Raw genomic sequence first — 19439 nt, forward strand, 5'->3', positions numbered from 1 at the left:
TGGGCGGCACGAGAGAGACGACGATGCACATGGACCGTACCGATCGCCGCCACCGCCTGCTCGAGCCGCTCAAGCGCGGCCTCGCCGCCCTGCTGTGCTGCACCGTCACCTGGACCTCGCTGCCGCTGTACGCGCAGGTCGCGCCGGTCGCCAATCCGGACGGGCGCCAGCCCGGGCAACAGGCCGCGGCCAACGGCGTGCCGGTGGTGGACATCGTCGCCCCCAACGCGCGTGGCGTCTCGCACAACCGCTATTCGCGCTTCGACGTCGGCAGCAACGGCCTGATCCTCAACAACAGCGAGCAGATCTCCAAGACCGAGCTCGGCGGCTACATCGCCGGCAACGACAACCTGAAGAACAGCGGCGCGGCCACGCTGATCCTCAACGAAGTCACCTCCACCACCAGCCGCCTGCAGGGCTATACCGAAATCGCCGGGGCCAAGGCGCAGCTGGTGATCGCCAATCCCAACGGCATCGTCTGCGACGGCTGCGGCTTCCTCAACACCTCGCGCGTCACCCTGGCCACCGGCACCCCGCTGCTCGGCGCCGATGGCGCCCTGAACGGCTTCTCCATCACCGGCGGCGCGCTGAGCGTCGGCAGCAACGGCCTGGACGCCTACAACGTCGATCGCCTGGACCTGCTGTCGCGACAGTTGAGCGTGGGCGGGTCGGTGTGGGCCAAGGATCTGCTGGCCAGTGCCGGTGCGCAGCGCATCGGCTACGACGGCATGTTGCTGGAGGTGCTGCCGGGCAGCGACGGCGCACCGCCGGCGATCGGCATCGATGTGGCGTACCTGGGCGGCATGTACGCCGACCGCATCCGCCTGATCGCCACCGAAGCCGGTGTCGGCGTGGTCAGCCGCGGCACCCTGTCCGCGCAGAGCGGCAGCCTGCAGATCGACAGCGCCGGGCAGCTCAGCCTCGCCGGCACTGCGGTGGCACGTGACGATGTCGACCTGCACGCGGCGGGTGCGCTGAGCCAGCAGGGCGTGCTCGGCTCGCAGCAGGCCGGCGTGCGCCTGCGCGCCGCGCAACTGGCGTTGAGCGGCGACACCATCGCCCATGGCCTGCTCGACGCCGCCGCCAGCGGCGCGCTGACGCACAGCGGGCGCAGCAGCGCCGGCGCCATCACCCTGTTCGGTTCGGAACTGGACGCCGGCGGCAGCCTCTACAGCGGCGGCGATCTGTCGCTGAGCGCCAGCGGCGAGTTGCGCAGCAGCGGCAGCGCCTATGCCGGCGGCGCGGCGCAACTGCAGGCCGGAGCGGCCTGGCTGCAGCGCGGCGGTACCGTGCAGAGCGCCGGTCGCCTCGCGGTGCAGGCGGCGCGGATCGATGCCGCCGGCGCGCTCGACGCCGGTGCGGGCCTCAGCTTGCGCAGCGATGCCGACATGCGCCTGTCCGGGTTGGCGCAATCCTGGCAGGACGCCAGCGTGCAGGCCGGCGGACGCCTGGACACGCTCGGTCAGCTCAGCGCCGGCGGGCGCCTGGACCTGGGCGCGGCGGCGATCGGCAATGCGGCCGGTGCGGTGGTCTCGGCCGGCGGCGACATTGCGTTGGCAACGCCAGGCACGCTCGACAACGCCGGCACGCTGTATGCCGGACGCGATCTGCGCATCGACGCGGCCAGCGTCGGCAACAGCGGCGGCAGCTACGCCGGCCGCAACGCCACGCTCGCCACGACCGCGGCGCTGAGCAACAGCGGCAGCCTGGTTGCCGGCGGGGCGCTGAGCGTGGACGCGGCGCAACTGCTCAGCAGCGGCGAACTCGGCAGCCAGGGTGGCGACGTCGCCCTGCGCAGCCGCGGCGACCTGGCCCTGGCCGGGCAGGTGGCGGCGAAGGGCGCGCTGACCGCGCAGGCCGGCGGCATCTTGCTCCAATCGGGCACCTTGCGCGCGGGCAGCGCGCAGCTGCAGACCACCGGCGACGCCGCGCTGGACGGCGTGATCCGCACCGATGGCGACCTGCAGTTGAGCGCCGACGGCCAGTTGCGCAGCAGCGCCACCCTGGCCGCCGGCGGCAACGCCACGCTGCACGCGCAGGGCGCGTTGCTGCAGAGCGGACAGGTGCAGACCGGCGGCGCACTGGCGCTGGACGGCGCCAGCATCGCCCAGGCCGGCGTGCTGGATGCCGGCACGACCCTGGCGCTGCGCAGCGCCGGCGACCTGTCGCTGGCCGGCACCGCGCAGTCGCGTGGCGACCTCACCCTGACCGGCGCCGGGGCGCTGCAGAACCAGGCGCAGGTGGTGGCCGGCGGCGCACTCAGCGCCAGCGCCGGCAGTCTCGGCAACGCTGCCGGCGCCAGTCTGTCGGCCCTGGGCGACGCCAGCCTGACCAGCGCCAGCGCGCTGTCCAACGACGGCCACCTGTACGCGGGCGGCGCGCTCAGCCTGCGCGCCGGCAGCCTCGCGCAGACCGGCTCGGCCAATGCCGGCACCACGCTGACCCTGACCGTCGATGGCGCCGTCGCCAACCAGGGCGACCTGGTCGGCGGTAGCGATGTGCAGATCGATGCCGGCAGTCTCGCCAGCAGCGGCCAGCTCGGCAGCCAGCACGGCCAGGTCGTGCTGAACAGCCGCGGCGACGTGCAACTCGATGGCGTGGTCGCGGCCGCCGGTGCCTTGAACGCGCAGGCGCTGGGCGATCTGCAGCAGCGCGGCAGCCTGCGTGCGGCCGGCGTGCAGCTCGCTGCCGCGGGCGACCTGGGCGTGGCCGGCACCGTGCAGAGCACCGACACCCTGCAACTGCAGGCGCAACGCGCGCTGCGCGTGGACGGCCAGGCCAGCGCGAACGGCGCGGTCGGCGTCAATGCCGCCAGCGTTGCACTCGCCACCGGCGCAATTCTGCAGAGCGCAACCGCCCTGCAGGTGGAGACGGCGGCGCTGGATAGCCAGGGCGCGCTGGACGCGGGCACCGATCTGCGGCTGCACAGTACGGGCGACATCCACCTGGCCGGCATCGCCCAGGCCGGGCGCGACGTCGCAGTGCTGGCCGACGGCAACCTCGACAACCAGGCCAAGGTGTTCGCCGGCCGCGCGCTGCAACTCACCGCCGCCAGTGCCAGCAACCAGGCGCAGGGCCAATTGCTTGCCCAGGCGGCGCTCGACGCCGACGTGCAGGGCAACTTCGACAATGCCGGCCTGGTACAGGCCGGCCAGGCCGCGAGCTTGCGCGTCGGCAGCCTGCAACAGAGTGGCCGTACCTACGCCGGCGACACGTTGACCGTGCAGGCGGCGACCGCACTCGGCAACACCGGCGATCTGATCGGCAAGCATGACGTGGCGATCACCGCCAGCAGCGTCGCCAGCAGCGGCCAGCTCGGCAGTCAGGACGGCCAACTGAGCGTGACCAGCGCCGGCGACCTGCAACTCGCCGGTACCCAGGTCGCCGGCACCGCGCTGCACCTGCAGGCGGCGGGCGATCTGCTGCACGGCGGCACCAGCAAGGCGCAGTCCGTGCAGTTGGATGCCGGGCGCGACCTGACTCTCGCCGGCACCACGCAGAGCGCCAGCACCCTGCAGGCGCAGGCGCAACGCGCGCTGCAACTGGACGGTCAGGCACTGGCTGGCGGCAGCGTGCACCTGCGTGGCGCCAGCGTCGGCACTGGCAGCGCCGCGGTGTTGCAGAGCACGGCGGACATCGCCGTGGACGGCGGCAGCATCGACAGCCAAGGTGCGCTCGACGCCGGCACCGACCTGACCCTGCGCAGCCAGGACACGCTGCGCCTGGCCGGCATCGCCCAGGGCGGTGGCGACGTGCTGCTGACGGCTACGGGTGCGTTCGACAACAGCGCCCGGGTTGTGGCCGGGCGCGATCTGCAGCTGCAGGCGGCGAGTGCGGTCAACCGATCCGCCGGCACGCTGGCCGCCGGTCGCGGACTGGACCTGCACGTCGATGGACTGCTCGACAACGCCGGCCTGCTGCGCGGCGAACAATCGCTGCAGCTGCAGGCCGGCAGCCTACAGCATAGCGGCACACTCTCCACCGGCCAGGCATTGACCCTGCGCAGCAGCGGCGCGGTGGACAACCGCGGCAACGTGATCGCCGGCGGCGATCTGTTGGTGGACGTGGGCAGCCTCAGCAACAGCGGCCAACTCGGCAGCCAGAACGGCCAGGTCACGCTCACCAGCCAGGGCGACCTGCAACTGGGCGGCAGCGTGATCGCCGCGCAGGCGCTCAGCGCCACCGCGCAGGGCGACCTGCGCCTGGACGGCGTGGCAAAGGCGCGCGCGATCGCCCTGAGCGGGCGCGATGTCGGCCTCGCCGGTGGGTTGCAGAGCGCGACCAACGCGACGCTGCAGGCGCAGCGCGCCCTGAGCGTTGATGGCCAGGCCCTGACCACCGGCGACCTGCAGTTGCAGGGTGCAAGCGTCGCCACCGGCAACGCCGCGGTCCTGCAGAGCACGGCGGGCGCGATCACCCTGCAGGGCGGCAGCATCGACAGCCGCGGCACGCTCGACGCCGCCACCGATCTGGGCCTGCGCAGCGACGGCACGCTGGCCGTGGCCGGCGTGGCCCAGGCCGGGCGCGATGTCGTGCTCACCGCCGGCACCCAGTTGACCAATGCCGCGCAGGTGCTGGCCGGGCGCGATCTCACCGTCACCGCTGCCGGCATCGCCAACGCCACCGGCGCCAGCCTCGGCGCGCGCGGTGCGCTGGCCCTGACCACGGGCGGTACCCTCGCCAACGCCGGCACCCTGCAGTCCGGCCAGGCCATGACCTTGCAGGTCGGCAACCTGCAGCACAGCGGCCAGGCCTACGCCGGCGACGCGCTGACCCTGCACGCCACCGGCGCCGTCGACAGCCAGGGCGACCTGATCGCCAAGCGCGACCTGCAACTCGACGCCGCACGCATCGCCAGCACCGGCCAACTCGGCAGCCAGAGCGGCCAGGTGGCGCTGACCAGCCAGGGCGACCTGCAATTGGGCGGCAGCATCGTCGCTGCACAGGCGTTGAGCGCCACCGCGCTAGGCGATCTGCGGCTGGATGGCGTCGCCAAGGCCGGGGCCGTCGCCCTGACCGGGCGCGACGTCGGCATTGCCGGTGCGTTGCAAAGCGGCTCCACGGCGACGCTGCAGGCGCAGCGCGCCCTGAGCATCGATGGCCAGGCCCTGACCACCGGCGACCTGCAGTTGCAAGGCGCCAGCGTGGTCATCGGCAACGCCGCCGTGCTGCAGAGCACGGCCGGCGCGATCACCCTGCAGGGCGGCAGCATCGACAGCCGCGGCACGCTCGACGCCGCCACCGATCTGGGCCTGCGCAGCGACGGCACGTTGGCCTTGGCCGGCGTGGCCCAGGCGGGGCGCGATGTCGCGCTCGCCGCCGGCACCCAGCTGACCAATGCCGCGCAGGTGCTGGCCGGGCGCGATCTCACCGTCACCGCTGCCGGCATCGTCAACGCCGCCGGCGCCAGCCTCGGCGCGCGCGGCGCGCTGGCCCTGACCACGGCCGGCACCCTCGCCAATGCCGGCACCCTGCAGTCCGGCCAGGCCATGACCTTGCAGGTCGGCAACCTGCAGCACAGCGGCCAGGCCTACGCCGGCGACGCGCTGACCCTGCACGCCACTGGCGCCGTCGACAGCCAGGGCGACCTGATCGCCAAGCGCGACCTGCAACTCGACGCCGCGCGTATCGCCAGCACCGGCCAACTCGGCAGCCAGAGCGGCCAGGTGGCGCTGACCAGCCAGGGCGACCTGCAGTTGGGCGGCACCGTCGCCGCAGCCACCCAGCTTAGCGCCCAAGCGCAGGGCGATCTGCTGCAGGCCGGCACGCTCAGCGCGCAAGCGCTGGACCTGCGCGCCGGCCGCGACTTGACCTTGGGCGGGCAACTCGCCACCACCCAGGGACTGCAGGCGCAGGCACAGCGCGACCTGCAAGTGAACGGCAGCCTCAGCGCCGGCCAGGACGCCACCCTGCAAGCCGGCGGCACCCTGCGCAGTGGCAGCCAGAGCGTGCTGCACAGCGCCGGCGCACTGCGTCTGAGCGGCGCGGCCATCGACAGCCAGGGCACCGCCGATGCCGGCACCACCCTGGCGATGACCAGCACCGGCGACCTCGCCCTCGGCGGCTTGGTGCAGGCGGCCTCGACCCTCGATCTGCACGCCACCGGCGCACTCAACAACGCCGCCCAGGTCGTCGCCGGCACCGATCTGAGCCTCACCGCCGCCAGCGCTACCAACAGCGCCAGCGGCATGCTCGCCGCCCTGGGCAATGGCACGTTCACCGTCAGCGGCCTGCTCAGCAACGCCGGCGCGCTGCGTGCGCGCCAGCGTCTGCAGCTGGACGTGGGCTCGCTGCAGCAGACCGGGCGCAGCTACGGCGTGCAGCGCCTGGCGCTCACCGCCAACGGTGCGGTCGACAACCGCGGCGACCTGATCGGCGGCAACGCCCTGCGCGTGCAGGCCGCCAGCGTCGCCAGCAGCGGCCAGCTCGGCAGCGAGAGCGGCGATGTCGCCCTGGTCAGCCAGGGCGATCTGACTCTGGGCGGCACCCTGGCGTCTGCCGGTGCATTCAGCGCGCAGGCCGGCGGTGCACTGAACCAGAGCGGCGCGCTCAGTGCCGCGACCACCCTGCAACTGCAATCACACGGCGACCTGACCGTGGCCGGCACGCTCAGCGCCAACCAGGTCGTGCTCGGCAGCGACGCCGGCGTGCTCCAGCACGGCACCGTCAACGGCGCCGACATCGCGCTGCAGGGCCAGCGCATCGACAACGCCGGGCAGACCCTGTCCAGCGGCAACCTGCGCCTGAGCGGCGGCGATGTGGCCATCGGCGGCGTGGCCGCGGCCGGTGTGCGCAGCGACGGCAGCCTCGGCAACAGCGGCGCGCTGACCCTGCATGCCGATGGCACGCTCAGCGCCAGCGGCCGCCTGATCGCCGCCGGCAACCTCGCCGCCGACGCCACGCAGCTGGCGCTGGCCGGCAGCACCACCCGTGTCGGCGGCAACGCCACCCTGACCGCGAGCGGCGACGTGGACCATCGCGGCGCCGACCTGCTCGCCGGCGGCCAGCTCACCGTGCGCGCCGGTGGCGCGCTGGACAACAGCGCGCTCAACGGCGTCGGTGGCACGCTGCAGGCGGCGGGCCTGGACCTGGGCGCGGGCACGCTGCGCAATGGCAGCGGCAGCCTGCTGCAGAGCGGCACCGGCACCACCCGCATCGCCGTCACCGGCGCGTTCGACAACGGCAGCGGCCGTCTGGTCAGCAACGGCAGCGACCTGCAACTGGGCGCGGCGTCGATCAACAACGCGCAAGGGCGCATCGAACACGCCGGTAGCGGCACCCTCACGGTGAGCAGCGCTGGTGCCCTCGGCAATGCCGGCGGCCGCATCCTCACCCAGGGCCAGCTGCAGCTCAGCGCCGGCAACACGCTCGACAACCAGGGCGGCGCCATCGCCGCGGCCGGCGATGCCAGTGTCACCGCGGCCGGCCTGGGCAACATCGGCGGCAGCGTGTCCGGGCGCGGCTTGAACCTGCAACTGGGCAGCGGTGCGCTCGACAACCGCCTGGGCGTGGTGCAGGCCACCGGCGGCAGCCTGGTACTGCGCGCCGACAGCCTCGAAAACCGCGGCGGCACCATGCAGGCGCTGAGCAGTGGCGGTGCCGGTGGCGACCTGCGCGTGGATCTGGCGCATACGTTGAACAACGACTCCGGCGTGATCGGTGCCAGCACCGATCTGACCCTGGGCGCAGAGAACGTCAGTAACAGCGCCGGCACCCTGCAGGCCGGCCGCGACCTGGCACTGACCGCGCGTGGCCAGCTCGACAATCACCAGAGCGGCCGCATCGGCGCCGCGCGCGATCTCACCGTCGCCGTCAATGGCGCGCTGCTCAACAGCGGCGGCCAGCTCGACAGCGGCAACGTCATGACCCTGTCCGGCGGCCGCATCGACAACAGCCAGGGCAGCATTGTCAACAACGGCGGCGGCCTGACCCGGCTCACCACCGGTGGGGACCTGCGCAATGTCGGCGGCAGCCTGGGCGGGCGCGGCAGCGTGGTGCTCGACGCGGCCAGCATCGCCAACGGCAGCGGGCAACTGGTGGCCGGCGGCGATCTGATCGCCAACACCAACGCGCTCGACAACCAGGGCGGCAGCGTCTACGCCGGCGCCAGCATGCTGCTGCAACGCAACGGCGCCACGCTCGACAACCGCAACGGCAAGATCAAGGCCGAACAGGCGGTGCGCCTGGCCCTGCAGAACCTGAGCAACAGCGGCGGCCAGATCGGTGCCGGCAGCAGCGCCGGCGGTGCGGGCGACGTGGTCATCGACACTGTCGGCTTCGACGGCGGCGGCAGCATCCTCGGCCAGAACCTGCTCGACCTGACCATCCACAGCGACTACACCCATCGCGCCGGTGCCGACATCACCAGCAACGGCGATTTCCGCCTGGCAGTGGGCGGCAACTTCGTCAATGCCTCGGCGCTGCAGGCCGGGCGCAGCCTCGGCATCAACGCCAGCAACATCAGCAACCTTGCCGGCGCCAGCATGCGCTCGGGCAACGTGCAGTTGAACACCGGCGGCAGCGTCGGCAACGCCGGCGACATTTCCGCCAGCGGCAACCTGCAGGTCACTGCTGGGTCGGTGAGCAACACCGGCAGCCTGGTCGGCGGCAACGTGCTGGTGGACACCGGCACCCTGATCAACGGCGCCGATCTGGGCGGCGCCACCGACAACGCCGCCTACGGCAGCGCGCTGATCGGCGCCACCAGCGGCATGACCCTGCTGGTGCGCGACCAGTTGGTCAACCGCGACGCGCGCATCTTCAGCCTCGGCAACATCGCCATCGGCGCCGCGCGCGACGGCAGCGGCACGCTCACTGCGCGCACTGGCACGCTGGACAATGTGTCCGGCAGCATCGAGGCCGATGGCAGCATCCTGATTGCGGCCAATCAGATCAATAACCGGCGGCGGGTGCTGAACACGCAGACCGGCCCGCTGTCGGACGCGGACAAGGCAGCGGCAAACGCGGCGATGCCGAGCGAACGGATCGACAGCAGAAGCATCGTCTATCCCAAGGTTCCGTACTACATCTACACGCCGTATCGGGGCGAAGCCCCAGGCGTGTTCCGCAGCTATTCGGTCGAGCAGCGCGAGCGCCTGATCGCAGCCAGCGCGGAAGGCCGAATCGCTGCGGGCGGCAACATTGCCCTGTCCGGCAGTGTGACCAACAACGCATCGACGATTGCTGCCGCTGGCGCGCTGATGGTCAACCAGCGCGGTGTCGCCGGCCTGTACGACGGCATGATCAACAATGGCGAGTCGGTGTTGAACCAGGCGCTTGCCCTGAAGCAGCAGGTGGTCCAGCGCGATGTCGAGCACAAGGTCACCGCCTACATCGACGACTGTGCGGGAACGCCTGTATCGGGAATCAACAAGGGCAAAAAACCGATCTGCGGGTACGACAGCACGCAGACGGAATTGTCCAGCACCACGGTCGACTCCAGCTACACCGCCCTCGCCGCCAACATGACCGGCGGGCAGGGCGTGGCGATCAGCGGCGCCACGATCAGCAACGGCGCCGTCGGCAGCGATGGCCGCAGCATCGGCGGCGCCTCCTTCAACGCCACCCAGGGCGGAGGCCTGAACCGGTACGTCACCAAGAGCGCCGACGGCGCTGGCGGTATCGCCGTGCAGGCGCAGACCGCTGCCGCCACGGGCGGCGCCAGTGTCGGCAACCGCATTGCCGCCGCCGGATTCGGCCAGATCCGTGTCGATGACGGTCGCGGCAGCCTCGTCGGCACTACCGACGCGACTGCGGTCGACGTCCATGCGCAGGGGGTCCAGACCGCTCTGAACGGCAGCAGCGCCGTCAATGCCTCCAATGTCCAGGCCACCGGCGTGCAGGCCCAGCTCGGCGGCGCCGGCAACGGCAGCCGCAGCCAGGTTCAGGCCAACGGCGCGCAGGCGGTGCTGACCGGCGGAACGGTGCCCGGCCAGTACCAGCAGATCGACCCGGGCACCGGCCAGGTCCCGCAGGTAGTCGGTGGCGTCGGCGCGCCGCTGGGCAACATCGTGCTGCCGATGGGCGGGCTGTACCGCCTGGTCGGCAGCAACGGCGCCAATCCCAACGCGCTGGGCCGCGCCGCCAACGGCCTGGGCGGGGTCAAGGCCAACAACGGCGCCCCCGGTCGCCGCTACCTGATCGAGACCGATCCGCGCTTCGTCGACTACAACAACTTCATCAGCAGCGACTACCTGCTGGACAAGCTCGGCGTGGACCCGCAGTGGACCCAGACCCGCCTGGGCGACGGCTTCTACGAACAACGCCTGGTGCTGGACCAGATCACCCAGCTCACCGGCCGCCGCTACCTGGGCAACTACGCCGACGGCGTGGCCCAGTACCGCGCACTGCTCGATGGCGGCGTCGCCGAGGCCGGCACCCTGCACCTGAGCGTGGGCGTGGCCCTCACCGCCGCGCAGGTCGCCGCGCTGACCCACGACATCGTGTGGATGGTCGAACAGGAGTACCAGGGCCAGAAGGTGCTGGTGCCCGTGGTCTACCTGTCGTCCAAGACCGCGCTGACCCTGCGCAGCGATGGCGCGCTGCTGGCCAGCGACAACGGCGACGTCTCGCTCAACGCCACCGCCGGCCTGAGCAACACCGGCACCATCAGCGGCGCCAACGTCAGCGCCAACGTCGGCAACCTGCTCAACCAGGGCCGCATCGTGTCCGGTGGCACCGTGGCGTTGCAGGCCAATCAGGACCTGCTCAACCTCGGCGGCCAGATCGCCGGCCGCGACGTGCTGCTCAGTGCTGGTCGCGACCTGACCAGTACCACCCGCGACGCCGTCGCTGGCGGCGACCTGCGTTCGGGCATCACTGCCGGCAACAACCTGCTGCTGCAGGCCGGTCGTGACCTCAGCCTCACCGGTACCACCGTGCAGGCCGGCAACAGCGCCGCGCTGCTGGCGGGCAACAACCTGACCCTGCAGCCGACCGCACTGCGCAACGAGTCCGGATTGCTGCGCGGTGGCGATCTGACTAGCCTGACCGTCGGCAACAACCTGTCGCTGCAGGCCGGCAACGACCTGCAACTGCACGGCGTGGCGATCGCCGCCGGCGGCGACGCCGCGCTGCAGGCCGGGCACGACTTGTCGCTGACCCCGGTCACCGATGCCAATGGCAAGGCCACGGTGCGCACCAGCATCGATACCGGCGGCAGCCTGCAGCTGGCCGCCGGCAACGACCTCACCATCCGACAGGCGCAGGTCACCGCCGGCGGCAACCTGATCGCCGCGGCCGGACACGATCTCAATGTCACCTCGGTGCTGGGCGACAGCCGCACCGTCACCGACCAGACCCGCCAGGGCAAGACCAAGGTCGTCACGACGACGACCACTCAGGACATCGACCAGCAGGCGCTCACCGCCGGCGGCAACCTGCTGCTCAGCGCCGGCCACGATGTCAACCTGACCGCCGCCAAGCTCGACGCCGGCAATGGCCTGGCGGTGGTCGCAGGCAACGACCTCAACAGCACCACGCTCACCACGGTCGACAGCAGCACCACCTTGGAGACGCGCAAGCGCTTCAAGCAGACCACCAGCACCCGCGACGAGACCGTCCACGGCAGCGAGTTCACCGCAGGCGGCGACATCGCTCTGCAGTCCGGCCACGACGTGAATCTGACCGCGGCCAATGTGTTCACCGACAAGGGCGCTCTCGCCGTGTCCGCTGGCAACGATGTCAACCTGCTCGTCGCACAAGAGCAGCACGATGCCGTGCAGGACATGCAGAAGAAGAAAAAGGGCTTCCTGTCCAGCAAGACCACGACCACGCACGATGAGTGGCACGACAGCTTGGCCGTTGGCACTTCGCTCGACGCCGGCAGCGTGCAGATCAAGGCAGGCAACGACATCGCCGTGGTCGGCTCGACCGTGCTGGCGCAGCAGGACGCGCGCCTGGTGGCCGGCAACGATGTGGCCATCGTCGCGGCGCAGGACCATAGCAGCGAGGCGCACAGCAGCGCCCAGAAGAAGTCCGGCTTCAGCGCCAGCTTCTCCGGCGGCGTGGCCAGCCTCGGCTATGGCAAGTCGCGCAGCAGCAACGACAGCAGCACCGAGAGCACCACTGAGGTGGCCTCGGCAGTCGGTGCCAAGCACGGCAATCTGCTGATCAGTGCCGGCGATCAGCTGACCATCGGTGCATCCGACGTTGCAGCGGGCAAGGACGTGACCCTAGCGGCGAAGGACATCGCGCTGCTCGCCGGTCAGGACACGGTGGACAAGCAGTCCAACCAGTCGAGCAAGTCCAGCGGCTTCTCCATCGGCGTGACCTACGACCCGGCCGCGGCGTATCGCAGCGCACGCGATTCGGCGACCAGCAACATGCCTGACAGCGGCTCGACCATGGGCAAGCTCAGTCGTCGGGCTGAAGGCGACATGGCCGGCACCGCGGCGGCGCTGACGCCGGTGGTGATCCAGGCCGGGTCGCACCGCTCCACTGCCGGTCAGAACGACAGCACCAGCACCGCGCGGGTTAGCCAGGTCAGCGCCGGCGGCAACCTGACCCTGCTCGCCAGCGACGGCTCGATCACCAGCCAGGGCACGCAACTGTCTGCCGAGGGCAATGCGCTGTTGCTGGCGAGCCAGAACATCGACCTGGGCGTGGCGCATACCACCCAGTCCAGCGGCAACGACAGCCGCGGCAAGGGCTGGAGCTTCAACAATGCGGCGGGCCTGCCATTCGGCAACTACAACCTGAAGGGCAACGGCAACGGCCAGACCGATACCATCACCGGCACGCAACTGTCGGTGGGCGGCAACGCCAGCCTGAGCACGACCAAGGGCGACATCACCCTGACCGCGAGCAACATCGCGGCAAAGGGCGATGTGAACATGCACGCCGCCGGCGACCTGACCATCCAGAGCGGGCAGGATACCGCCGGCAACGCCAACGTCTCGGACAACAAGGCGATCGGCACGGTGGTCATCTCCGATACCGAGCGCTTCTCCGGCTATCACACTGAGAAGCACCGCGACGACAACGCCACGGTGACGCAGGTGGCCAGCAGCGTCGGCAGCCTGGGCGGCAACGTCAACCTGAGCGCGGGCGGCATCTACACGCAGAGCGCCAGCAACGTGGTCGCGGCCAAGGACGTGGACATCACCGCGGCCACGATCCAGTTGCTCACCGCCAACGACAGCCACGCGGCCTCCTCGCAGGACGATACGCTCAAGATCGGCGCGTTCGCGCGGGTGAAATCGCCGCTGATCGACCTGATCAACAACGTCGATGCGGCACGCAACTCCGACGGCAGGCTGTCGGCGATGCAGGGCATGGCGGCGCTGGCTAACGGCTACCAGACCGCTAGTGCCATCAGCAGCATGGCCGGCGGCGCCGGCAGCGGCACGCTGGTCAGCGTGGAAGCCGGCGTGGGCTATGCCACCAGCACGGAGAAGTACAAGGCCGGCAGCCAGACCGCGCAAGGTTCGACGATCAGCGGCGGCGGCAACGTCAGCCTGACCAGCACCAGCGGCGACCTGCACGTGGTGCAGGGCAACCTGAAGGCGGGCGACACGCTGAGCCTGGACGCAGCACGCGACCTGGTATTGGAAGCAGGCAAGTCCTCGGGCTCGGAGCAGAGCAAGGGCAGCAACGCCGGCCTTGAAGTGGGCGTGGGCGCCTCGGTCGGCGCGCAGACCGGCGTCTATGCCTATGCGCAGGCCAGCGTCGGCAGTCATTCCTCCAACGCCGACAGCGCGACTTGGAAGAATACCGAGCTGGCCGCGCAGAACATTTCCCTCACCTCGAAGGGCGACACGACGTTGCGCGGCGCAGTGGCCAAGGCCGACCGCATCGACGTACAGACCGGCGGCGACCTGACCATCGAGTCGCTGCAGGACACGTCGAACATCCAGTCCAAGGAGAGCGGCTATGGCGGCCGCATCCAGGTGTCCTTCGGCACCGCCTGGGATGCCAGCGGCTATGCCAGCACCGCCAAGGCCAACGGCAGCTCCACCGGCGTGACCGAACAATCGGGCCTGTTCGCGGGCAAGGGCGGCTACCACGTCGATGCGGGCAACGTGAACCTGATCGGCGGCGCGATCGCCAGCACCAATGCGGACAACAGCGAACTGACGGCCACGTCGCTGACCTTCAGCGATCTGCAGAACCAGATGGGCTACTCGGCCAGCTCGGGTAGCCTGAGTGGAGGGTTCGGCAGCAGCGGTAAGCCGGCCACCGATGCCAACGGCAATCCAGTGGCAGTGAGCGCGGGCGATCAAGCCAAGAACATCGGCAGCAACATCGCCAACGGCAACTATGGTCAGGTTAACAGTGGTGGGTTGGGCGGTAGCCTGCCGATGTCCGAGAGCGGCAAGGACAGCACGACCACGCGTGCCACGCTGACCGAAGGCAACATCACGATCGGCGGCAAGCGCACCACGGCAACGGAGACGGGCATCAACACCGATGCCAGCAAGGCGAACGAGGCGCTGGCGACGCTGCCGGACGTGCGCAAAGTGTTGGCCGAGCAGCAAGCCATGGGCGCGGCGGCTGGAACGGTACTGGAGACCAGTCAGCAGGTGGCGGGCGATATCGCGGCCAATGCGGCGAAAAAGACCGCCGAGGCGCGCGAGGCGTACCTGGAAGGCCTCAACGGCGATCAGCAAGAGGCGTTCGCGAAACTGAACCCAGCGCAGCAACAGGACCTGCTGCTGAGCCAGAGCGCAGCCTACCGCGATGCCTATACCAGCCAAACGCAATGGGGTACGGGCGGCGATTACAGCCGTGCGTTGCAGGCGGTGACCACCGCACTGGTGGGCGGTATGTCCGGCCAGAGCGGCACGCAGGTGGCGAGCAATGCGCTGGCGCCGTATGCGGCGCAACTGATCGGACGGACCTTCGACGGCGACCACGGCAGCGACCCGAATGCGGCCGCGCAATTGCTTTCGCATGCGTTGCTGGGCGCTGTGCTGGCCGAAGCCAACGGCAGCTCGGCCGGCGGCGGCGCGTTGGTCGGCGCTGGTGGTGAACTGGCGGCCCAGTATCTGACAAAGACGCTCTACGGCGCCGACGCCAAGCCGAGCGACCTATCCGAGCAGGACAAGCAAACCATCCTGGCGCTGTCGCAAGCAGTTAGCGCCCTGGTCGGCGGGATCACGGGCGGAAGCTTGAACGACGCGGCGGTCGGAAGCGCGATCGCACGCAATGCGGTCGAAAACAACCGCATGCTGACGGATACAGAAATCAACCGGATCAAGGAACTAAGCAAGGGCGATGTCCAGCTGCAGGCGGACCTCACTGCTGCTGCGTGCGCACGTGTGAAATGCTCAGCACAATTTGCGGATGGAACTCCAGAAAAAGCATTCTGGGGCGCACTTGAAGCGAAGGGAGCAGCCGATGAATACGGACAAATACGCGACTTGCTCGCTGGGCAAATTTACCAGGACTACAGTTCATATACTGCCGCAAAAACAGGGATCCCGTCGGAAAAGCAACTTTTTGATTACAGCTCAGGCGATGCCATAAAAGATGGTGTAATCAAATGGGACAACAGCAATGGGCATCCTTTTGCTCGCTTGGGTGGTGTGCTGCAAACAGCAGCGGGCTCGGCGGCCATATCGACAGGCGCAGCAGGATGTGCAGAGACGGGCATTTCATGTTTGCTAATACCGTGGGGTGCCGATCAGGCTGTTGCTGGCGCTAGAACCGTAGCGACGGGTGAGACGACGTCCACATTAGGCGGGATGCTGCTGAGCAAGACAGGGCTACCCACGCCTTATGCAGAAGCGCTCTATTCCCTGGTTGGATTTGTTCCATCCGGTGTGGTTCCCGGTCTGGGTAGGTCAGCCACCACGTTGCCTATCACTACCCTCGAGCCGGTCAATGCCTTGAAGCCGGTGGGTGAGGTTGTTGAAACGGCGGGTAGCACGGCAGGAAGAACGGTTCTGCGCAGGGGTGACGACGTCTCGGCGTCGAACATTGCGTCTGATGTGCCGAGAGGCAACGCGATTGACACCTCTGCCTTAAGCGGTTTTCCGGAGCTTCCCCCGGGCTACCGCACAATGAACTCGGCAGGAGCAGCCGCGGATGAGACGGGCAAGCTGCCACAGGGGTTTAGACGTGTATATAACCCGGAGGGTGATCTAGTCATCCAAGGACCAGTTGGTGAGATTTATGCGTCCGAGGAGGCTCTAGAGGCTGCAAGAAAGGGGGCGGATCTTGTCGGAGATTTCATTCCGCCGGGCATGAGTCGCCCTTTCCGTTCTGTTAATCCAGACTTCCCGCCAAACAAGTCAGTTGTTGACGCAATGGGAAGCCCAAGTATTAAAAACATGGCTGCATGTGAGCACGTGGATTGTTCAGAAATTGCCACCAAGCTGTTTAATGCTGCAGGTGGCAAAGGTAAGGTTATTGAAGTTAGGCCGAGGCAATCTGGCACTTTGACGCTGTTTGAGAATGGTGCCCAGGAGTCAGGGCAGTTCTACCACCAAGTTTACACAGATGGCCGCTATGTATATGATCCCCGCTTGTCGCCTAATCCCATCCCTAAAGGGGATTGGGAGCGTCATGTCAGAGGTATGAATCCCGGGGGTGTGACTATTTCAGATAAATTGAGAGGATTAAATGGACGTTAAAAAAATTGAAGCGCCTGAGGGATGGTTGCTGAACTTTCTATATGAAATAAGTCCTTTGGAATGGAGAAGATATCAGCAGCGACAGCCCAACGTTTGGTTTGGTGATCATTTTGAGAAGGTGGATCGAAGTGAATATCCGCCATATATTGCATTTAGATTTGAAGATGAGTGTGAGGCAATCATAAAGAGGATTAAGATTGCAGTAGAAAGTTATTGTGGGAGGGTTCGCTGGATGTTGCATGAGCACAAGCGTGAGGGCTTGCCTGGAACAAATTGGACAATAGGGCCAAGCAGATTGTGGGAAGTAAAAGAACAGGCATTAAAGTTGGGTTTATCCTCGAGCCAGTATTTAGCCACGTATGAGCCAGGGTTTGGTCCTATCGCTTATGATGACTTGGAGGGCCTCGCCAAACATATCCAGAGTGCATTCCCCGAAGTGTCAAGTCATATACCTTGAGCATTACCGTCAGCGCTAACGTCGGCAACCTGCTCAACCAGGGCCGCATCGTGTCCAGCGGCACGGTGGTGCTGCAGGCCAATCAGGACCTGCTCAACCTCGGCGGCTAGATCGCCGGCCGCGACCTGACCAGCACCACCCGCGATATGCGTTCGGGCGTCAGCGCCGGCAACAACCTGCTGCTGCAGGCCGGCCGCGACCTCAGCCTCACCGGCACCACCGTGCAGGCCGACAACAGCGCCGCGCTGCTGGCGGGCAACAACCTCACACTGCAGCCGACCGCTGCGCGACGAGTCCAAGCTGATGCGTGGTGGCGATGGCACCAGCCTGACCTTCGGCAACAACCTGTCAAGGAAGGCACCACGAGCGGTACGGCAGCAGCCCGCAGAGCCGAAACTCTCAAGCAGTATGCTTCGCCCCTGACCAGCAAGTAGCCCACACGATGACCGACACCCCCACCATTCCCATTCTCTCCGCCATCGAAGCCCGCGCACTCGGCTGCCTGATCGAGAAGGAGACGACCACGCCGGATGCGTATCCGCTCACGGTCAATGCGACGGTGGTGGCGGCCAATCAGAAGACCTCGCGCGAGCCGGTGATGTCGGTGAGTCCCGGCGATGTGCAGCATGCGCTGCGGCAACTGGAGGGGCGCGGCCTGGTGCGGCAGCAGTTCTCTTCGCGCGCCGAGCGCTACGAGCATCGGCTGGCGTCGGCGCTGGATCTGACCCAGCAGCAGGTGGCCTTGCTCGGCCTGCTGCTGTTGCGCGGCCCGCAGACGGTCAATGAGTTGCTGACGCGCGCCGAGCGCATGGCGCGCTTTGCCGATGCGGATGACGTCCGTCATCAGTTGGAACGGTTGGCCCAGCGCCAGTTGGCGGTGCAGTTGCCACGCGCCAGTGGGCAGCGCGAGGACCGTTACATGCACTTGCTCGCCGGTCCGGTGGATGCGGAGGCGCTGGCGGCCACGTTCAAAGCACGGCCGGCGGCGTCGGGGCATGACGAGTTGGAAAGCCGGGTGCAGGCGCTGGAGGCCGAGGTGGCGGAGCTGCGCGAGATCGTGGCGCAGTTGCAGGGGCAGCTCGCGCACGAGTGACGCTGCGTGGACGGGCTTCTAAACGAAGCCCCCGGTTGACCAAAGAACGCTCACTTCTAGGAGCGGCTTCAGCCGCGACGCGCATTCCCTGGATCGTCTGTCGCGGCTGAAGCCGCTCCTACAATCGCGACGACAGGCCCCGCAAAACCACGGCAAGGGCGCGTTACTACAGGGGTGCCCTAAACATCAAGGCACGCACCAAGCGCAGCGCCCCGCGATCGCAAGATCACCCCATCTCCACCTGCGGAATTACCGCCAGCATATCGGTCACGCCGACATCGGCACCCGCCTGGCTGAGCAATGTGGTCGCCTGGCCGCGATGGTGGGTCTGGTGGTTGAAGAAATGCAGCAGCAGGTCGCCGAAGCGCCGCCCCTGCGATTCGCCACGGGTATTGCGATAGCGCAGCGCCACGTCGAGGTCGTCGGCATGCAGTTGCGACATCCACTCGGCGATCGTCGCATCCAGAACCTCGCGCTGCGTCCGCAGGTCCGCCAGGCAGTCGGCCTGCGGCGCATTCAGGGCGGCGGGGACTGGCGTGGCGGCGATGGCCTGCAGCGCCGGATGGCGTGCAGGATGCTGGGCGAAGCGCTGCAGCCAGATCGTGTCGGCCACCACCAGATGGTTGAGTGTGCCCAACAGCGAACCGAAGAAGGCGCCGCGCGGCTGGGTGATGGCGTCGTCCGGCAGGGTCGCGGCTGCGGCGTAGAGACGCTGGTTCATCCACTGGCTGTAGTTGGCGAACAGCCGCAGTGTGTGCAAGGTGTCCATACTCAGGCGCGCTCCTGGGGCGCATGTAGTTCGCAACGATGCAGGTCGACCTCGGCCGCCTCCGGGCTCAGGCGCACGCGCCCCTGGGCGACGAAGCCCAGCGCGGCGAGCAGGCGCAGCGAGCGCGCATTGCCTGGGGCCACAATGGCGTAGACGCGCAGCAGCGCCAGCACGGTGCGCGCGTAGTCCAGCACCGCGCGCGCCGCTTCGCTGGCGTAGCCCTGGCCCGCGTAGGGTTGCAGCAAGGCATAGCCCAGGTCGGGCGCGGGCAGGGTCGGTCGCAGCACCAGCCCGGCCACGCCGAGCCAGGCGCCATCGTCGCGGCGCTCCACCGCATACAGGCCGAAGCCGTGTTCGGCGTAGCTGCGCACCGAGCCGTCGGCGAGGTAGCGGCTGGCCTGTGTTTCGTCGCGCACGCCGCGGTCGCCGATGTGCGCCAGGAAGTCGGGGTCGTTGAGCAGGGCCAGCATCGGCGCGGCGTCGCGCTCGGGGTCCAGTCGGCGCAGTACGAGGCGCGCGGTCTCGATCACGGTGGACATGCGG

General features: G+C 68.5%; 6 protein-coding genes. 4 read left to right on the forward strand and 2 right to left on the reverse strand.

What is annotated here, in order from left to right; translation table 11 throughout:
- Positions 1 to 29 precede the first annotated feature (29 nt).
- From GGR66_RS15430 to GGR66_RS15445, 4 genes are all read left to right on the forward strand, one after another.
- On the forward strand, positions 30 to 16577 hold the full coding sequence (locus tag GGR66_RS15430; RefSeq protein WP_255421721.1) for a hemagglutinin repeat-containing protein: 16548 nt from the start codon (positions 30 to 32) through the stop codon (positions 16575 to 16577).
- Positions 16567 to 17034 (forward strand): hypothetical protein, encoded by a 468-nt coding sequence (locus tag GGR66_RS15435; protein ID WP_184448879.1) that lies wholly within the window; start codon positions 16567 to 16569, stop codon positions 17032 to 17034. The genes GGR66_RS15430 and GGR66_RS15435 overlap by 11 nt, the downstream gene beginning before the upstream one ends.
- A gap of 146 nt (positions 17035 to 17180) precedes the next feature.
- On the forward strand, positions 17181 to 17468 hold the full coding sequence (locus tag GGR66_RS15440; protein WP_184448880.1) for a hemagglutinin repeat-containing protein: 288 nt from the start codon (positions 17181 to 17183) through the stop codon (positions 17466 to 17468).
- Positions 17469 to 17476: 8 nt separating this feature from the next.
- Positions 17477 to 18127: a DUF480 domain-containing protein gene (locus GGR66_RS15445; protein ID WP_184448881.1), complete on the forward strand. Its 651-nt coding sequence runs from the start codon at positions 17477 to 17479 to the stop codon at positions 18125 to 18127.
- Between the two features lie 226 nt (positions 18128 to 18353).
- Here the strand turns inward: GGR66_RS15445 and GGR66_RS15450 are convergent, their stop codons facing one another.
- Entirely contained in the window at positions 18354 to 18896 is a 543-nt protein-coding gene (locus GGR66_RS15450) for a DinB family protein (protein ID WP_184448882.1), read from the reverse strand.
- 2 nt (positions 18897 to 18898) lie between these two features.
- On the reverse strand, positions 18899 to 19435 hold the full coding sequence (locus tag GGR66_RS15455) for a GNAT family N-acetyltransferase (protein ID WP_184448883.1): 537 nt from the start codon (positions 19433 to 19435) through the stop codon (positions 18899 to 18901).
- Positions 19436 to 19439 lie beyond the last annotated feature (4 nt).

Source organism: Xanthomonas sp. 3498 (assembly GCF_014199795.1).
Taxonomy (GTDB): Bacteria; Pseudomonadota; Gammaproteobacteria; order Xanthomonadales; family Xanthomonadaceae; genus Xanthomonas_A; species Xanthomonas_A rydalmerensis.

What these genes read in the sequence shown, in the direction of transcription:
- GGR66_RS15430 (WP_255421721.1), top strand. Translation starts at nt 30, where the DNA reads ATGGACCGTACCGATCGCCGCCACCGCCTGCTCGAGCCGCTCAAGCGC.
- GGR66_RS15435 (WP_184448879.1), top strand. Translation starts at nt 16,567, where the DNA reads ATGGACGTTAAAAAAATTGAAGCGCCTGAGGGATGGTTGCTGAACTTT.
- GGR66_RS15440 (WP_184448880.1), top strand. Translation starts at nt 17,181, where the DNA reads ATGCGTTCGGGCGTCAGCGCCGGCAACAACCTGCTGCTGCAGGCCGGC.
- GGR66_RS15445 (WP_184448881.1), top strand. Translation starts at nt 17,477, where the DNA reads ATGACCGACACCCCCACCATTCCCATTCTCTCCGCCATCGAAGCCCGC.
- GGR66_RS15450 (WP_184448882.1), bottom strand. Translation starts at nt 18,896, where the DNA reads ATGGACACCTTGCACACACTGCGGCTGTTCGCCAACTACAGCCAGTGG.
- GGR66_RS15455 (WP_184448883.1), bottom strand. Translation starts at nt 19,435, where the DNA reads ATGTCCACCGTGATCGAGACCGCGCGCCTCGTACTGCGCCGACTGGAC.